Source organism: Vibrio chemaguriensis (assembly GCF_012275705.1).
GTDB lineage: Bacteria > Pseudomonadota > Gammaproteobacteria > Enterobacterales > Vibrionaceae > Vibrio > Vibrio diabolicus.
Window position 1 is genome coordinate 1 of sequence record NZ_SHOE01000052.1, and the last position, 5137, is coordinate 5137.

Annotated in this window: 2 protein-coding genes and 6 tRNA genes; 1 reads left to right on the top strand and 7 read right to left on the bottom strand. The window is 43.6% G+C overall.

The genetic code is table 11. From position 1 onward, the window contains the following. The first annotated feature begins 568 nt into the window (after positions 1-568). A complete protein-coding gene (locus EX191_RS22625; protein ID WP_193448548.1) occupies positions 569-2005 on the top strand; it encodes an NAD-dependent succinate-semialdehyde dehydrogenase in 1437 nt (478 codons plus the stop codon). Positions 2006-2291: 286 nt separating this feature from the next. On the opposite strand, the gene EX191_RS22630 is transcribed toward EX191_RS22625, so the two are convergent. From EX191_RS22630 to EX191_RS22660, 7 genes are all read right to left on the bottom strand, one after another. Further along, positions 2292-2367: transfer RNA gene (locus EX191_RS22630), tRNA-Asn, on the bottom strand. 15 nt (positions 2368-2382) lie between these two features. Next, positions 2383-2458: transfer RNA gene (locus EX191_RS22635), tRNA-Thr, on the bottom strand. 40 nt (positions 2459-2498) lie between these two features. After that, a tRNA-Asn gene (locus EX191_RS22640) sits at positions 2499-2574 on the bottom strand. A 22-nt stretch (positions 2575-2596) separates the two neighbouring features. Further along, a tRNA-Thr gene (locus EX191_RS22645) sits at positions 2597-2672 on the bottom strand. A gap of 53 nt (positions 2673-2725) precedes the next feature. Further along, positions 2726-2801: transfer RNA gene (locus EX191_RS22650), tRNA-Phe, on the bottom strand. Positions 2802-3034: 233 nt separating this feature from the next. Further along, positions 3035-4660, bottom strand: a complete 1626-nt coding sequence (locus EX191_RS22655) for a methyl-accepting chemotaxis protein (protein WP_139059379.1) — start codon at positions 4658-4660, stop codon at positions 3035-3037. 364 nt (positions 4661-5024) lie between these two features. Then, a tRNA-Asn gene (locus tag EX191_RS22660) sits at positions 5025-5100 on the bottom strand. Positions 5101-5137: the final 37 nt, after the last annotated feature.

The window sequence follows — 5137 nt, forward strand, 5'->3', positions numbered from 1 at the left end:
ATTAAGCCCCAGTCTTTCGACTGGGGCTTTTTCGTTAATATGAGTATACTTTTTCCTTTAATCGAATGAGTCCCGCGGAAAGGCCTGTCAGTAGCCCAGAACCGCTGCCACTTATATTAAGCTTCACTTGAAAGACTAAGATTTTTGGTATCTGTAGTGCCAGCTTTACCCACAACCGAATTGCACAATTCTAGTTGAATGTAATCTTGCCCATATCTCTACAGATTCGAACCTTATAGTAAATGCTGGAGACTGATGAATCCGCATAAGCTAGCTCGTCGTCTGCACTCTGTCACTGCGTATTTCGTTAACGCTTTTCTCTAGCAAGGGTTTTCTACTGCTACTTCGCACATATTCATCGTTCTAGTGTTCTGGATAGTCCCTAGGAGAATGGATTGCTGGAGTTTGTTACCGCTAGTCTGATTTAGTCATTGGAAGAGAATGAGCGTCTAGACTGTTAAGAGAATAAAGTCATTCGAACATTCATGTCTTTTAGAAAACTTTGTTTTCTTTGCTGATCTTGCTAGTAAAGATTAACCTAAGAGGAGTTCTCGTAGGAGTAAGTTTGATGATGCAACAAATAAAAAATGAAACCTTGAAATCCGTATTTAAACAATGGTCTTCCGAAGAGGGAATTGTGGTCATCAACCCTGCAACTGAGCAAGAGTTAGTTCGATTAAAGCCCAGTGCTCTTGAGGAATTAGATGACATTATTGGTAAGTGTAAAACCGAGCAAATTCGCTGGGCAAAGTTAAGTGCCAAAGAGCGCTCTCGTCGCTTGAAAAAGTGGTATCAATTACTCCTTGATAATGCAGAAGACATTGCCACAATTATTACCTTAGAGCAGGGAAAACCATTAACTGAAAGTAAAGGAGAGGTGATGTATGGTGCCTCTTTTGTCGAGTGGTTCTCAGAAGAAGCCAAACGTGCTTATGGCGAAGTTATACCTGCCCCCACGACAGATCGACGTCTGTCTGCTATTCGCCAGCCTGTAGGGGTATGCGCTGCAATTACGCCGTGGAACTTCCCTATTGCGATGATTACAAGAAAAGCAGCACCAGCCCTGGCGGCAGGCTGTGGCATGTTGATCAAGCCCTCTGAGCTTACTCCTCTTACTGCAATTGCTGTTGTTGAATTAGCTTATCAGGCAGGAATCCCAAAAGAACTGCTTCCTGTGGTGGTATCAGAGCAGGCAGCTGAGTTTGGCCAAGTACTAAGTACTGATCCTAGGATTAAGAAAGTTTCTTTTACGGGCTCTACGCGAGTCGGGAAGATTTTGATGAAACAAGCCAGTGACTCTGTCAAAGCGGTTTCGATGGAGTTAGGTGGTAATGCACCTTTTATTGTATTTGAAGATGCAGATTTAGATGCGGCTGCGGAAGGGCTTGTCGCTTCGAAGTTCCGTAATGCAGGGCAAACATGTGTTTGTACCAATCGGCTGTATGTCCATGAAGATGTAAAACAAGCTTTTATTGAAAAAGTATTGTCGAAGTTAAACAAATTACAGCTTGGTAATGGTTTAGAGAAAGGTGTCACATTAGGTCCGGTTATTACGATGGCTTCTAAACATCGCCTAGAGGCAGTGATCGATCAAGCCGTACAAGAAGGAGCTTCTATTGCCAACTCTCCACAGAGACGCCCTGGGCGCTTTATGGAGCCCGTTCTTTTGGATAGCGTCAAGCAGCATATGTCGATTGTTCAGCAAGAGCTATTCGGGCCTGTGTTACCTATTATTACCTTTGAGAATGATGAACAAGTTCTCGGAATGGCGAATGACACAGAGTATGGTTTGGCTTGTTACTTCTACACGAATAAATTCAAGCGTATTGTTGCTTTCAGCGAAGGCCTGGAATACGGCATGGTTGGTGTCAATGAGGGGATTATTTCTACTGAGGTGGCCCCGTTTGGTGGAGTGAAAGAGTCAGGAGTTGGCCGAGAAGGTGCGAAACAAGGGCTCGATGAATATTTGGAGACAAAGTATATTTGCCTCGGTGGTTTAAGCTGAGTTGGTTGATTTAAGCAAAAAGCTGGGTTTTACCTGGCTTTTTTTTGATCTGAGAGATGTGTGCCAATCACTATGATTATTATTTCTTGGTGAACATTGCTTATGGTGGGACTATCGATAGAAAGCAGAGTTGTTGGTGAGCAGATATTCCACTCTAAGTTAAGCGATTGCCTTCAAGGTAATAATCTAAACTCTGATTTTCTTTCCTGAGTAACATGAGTAGAAAAGAGTTTGACTTTAAACCAATGCAAAAAAGCCGTATCAAGAGATACGGCTTTTTCTAATATGGCTCCTCCTACTGGACTCGAACCAGTGACCTGCGGATTAACAGTCCGTCGCTCTACCAACTGAGCTAAGGAGGAACAAATTTTAATAAGTGGTGCCGACTACCGGAATCGAACTGGTGACCTACTGATTACAAGTCAGTTGCTCTACCTACTGAGCTAAGTCGGCACATTTTCATTAATAAGTAATCAACTTATTAACTGAAGAATGGCTCCTCCTACTGGACTCGAACCAGTGACCTGCGGATTAACAGTCCGTCGCTCTACCAACTGAGCTAAGGAGGAATTGTCTTTTTAAAAGAATAAATGGTGCCGACTACCGGAATCGAACTGGTGACCTACTGATTACAAGTCAGTTGCTCTACCTACTGAGCTAAGTCGGCACACTATATTCTTTAACTATTGTTCGTGCTAAGCACCAACAATTAATAAATTGTGGTGCCCGGAGGCGGAATCGAACCACCGACACGAGGATTTTCAATCCTCTGCTCTACCGACTGAGCTATCCGGGCGACGAGGTGTATTAAACGGTTTTTCGGCTCTTAGGTCAACCATAAAATTAAAATAAAATATCGTTTGATGAAAATGTGCTCGGAGTGGGCTGTTTTTATGCATTTTTGATACAAATCCACCATCAACTAAGCTTTCTTTAATGGAGAGATAGGAGTTTGAAAGTAGAGTAAATGGATAAAAACAAAAAAAGCACGCTTGAAAACGTGCTTTATACTAAATAATTGACTTTAACCTAGTGCTTTACAGAGAACTTGTTTACCCAACCTTCTAGCTCATCTGCCAGCGAAGCTAAACTTTGAGTGCTTGATTGGCTCTCCGTTACCACAGAGTTGAGCTGGCTTCCGCTTTCCTCGATAAGATTTATGCGCAGCGCAATATCATCGCTAACCTGAGTTTGTTCGGCTGCTGCGGTCGCGATCTGCTGACTCATTGCGGTGATAGATTCTAACGCCGTTACAATTTGCTGCAGAGCTTCAGAGGCATTCTTAGACTCTGTTACTGTGCCCTCACTGGTTTCTGCACACACTTCCATTGTGTGAATAGCGTTACGGGAACCTTCTTGCAGGTTGGAGATCATATGCTGAATCTCTTTAGTGCTATCTTGTGTTCGGCCTGCCAGGTTACGCACCTCGTCGGCAACAACGGCAAAGCCTCGGCCTTGCTCTCCGGCACGTGCTGCTTCAATGGCAGCATTGAGTGCGAGTAAGTTTGTTTGCTCTGCAATATCGCCAATTACATCGAGCACTTTTACAATATTATTTACATCCTGATCTAGATCGGCGACCGCTTTACTTGCAGTATTTAATTGAGAAGCCAAACCTTGAATGTTTTCAACAGTACTGTGAATCAACTTCTGAGTATGCTGACTTTGTTTATCGGCTTCGTCTGTGTTGTTTGCTGTATCACTTGCCGAGTTGGCAACATGGTTGGCTGAAGATGCCATTTCAGTCATCGCAGTGGCAATCATTGCTGTTGACTGCTGCTGGGATACGGTGAGATCGGCAATCGTATTTGAGCGAGATTCTACGGCAGATAACTCAGCGCGCAGTGCGTGCATGGATTTCTCAAGGTTTGTCACCATGGTGGCTAGCGATTGACTCATATCTTGCACCGCACGATAGATACTTCCTCTCGGCGCCGCTGCATCAAAACTGGTCTGAATGTCGCCTTGTGCGACAGCTTGAACGGCTTTGCGCACATCGTTTGGCTCTCCACCAAGTAGATTGAGCATCTTGCGAATCGAGATTATCAGGCCACCGAGAATACTCCCCGCGATAACTAAACACAGTACAAGCTGCCATTGAGCGGTAGCCCAGAAGCGAGCATTCACCTCATTAAAGCCGATCCCTGTACCTACAACCCAGCCCCAATGTGGTGTTTTCTCGGCAATAGAGTGTTTTTCTTCAATGCTTCCGTCGGCCTGCTTTTGACTCCAGGTATATTCGACGATTTGACCTGTTTTGCGCCCCAAAACATCTAAGATAAGTTGGCCGACGCTGTTGCCATCTCCATCACGAAAGTCGTGAAAGCTTGTGCCATGTAATTGAGGGTCAAGCGGAGCTGCAACAAAAATCATGTTCTCATCTGCGACATAAACGTATTCGTTGTCTTTGTAGATATTATTACGAAGTAGGCGAGTGGCTAATGATTTCGCTTCGTCCTCTGGCATTTTGCCTTCGATAGCCATTTTTTCTACTTCGGTAAGAATGCTGTACGCACTTTTGAATAGCTCAGTAACCCGAGCTTTGTTATCAAGGTTACTTGCGACGCGAAGTGTCCATAAGCCCGTTGCGGTCAGTGCTAGGAGTGCTAGCAATATGATCGCAGATAATAAATAGGCTTGAGTTTTTAGTTTCATATTTGGCTCACAAATAAAGTGTCATCACTATGCAAGGCATAGCTAAAAGAAGAAATGTAATAACTCGGGCATCTTAGTGAAGATGAATATTCGCGCATACTAATGCGTATTGAAATTATGATGAGGATTAAATTTTTAGCGTAAAATAAGTATTTTTTAGAGATTGGGCTTAATATTTTGCGATGCTAGAAACAGAGAAACAGAGAAACAGAGAAACAGAGAAACAGAGAAACAGAGAAACAGAGAAACAGAGAAACAGAGAAACAGAGAAACAGAGAAACAGAGAAACAGAGAAACAGAGAAAATGAAATGAGCGTAGGGCAGATGCCAAAAAGCCGCATCAAAAGATGCGGCTTTTTAAAAATGGCTCCTCCTACTGGACTCGAACCAGTGACCTGCGGATTAACAGTCCGTCGCTCTACCAACTGAGCTAAGGAGGAATTATTCGTGTATCGTGTTTAGCAATGACACCAAATA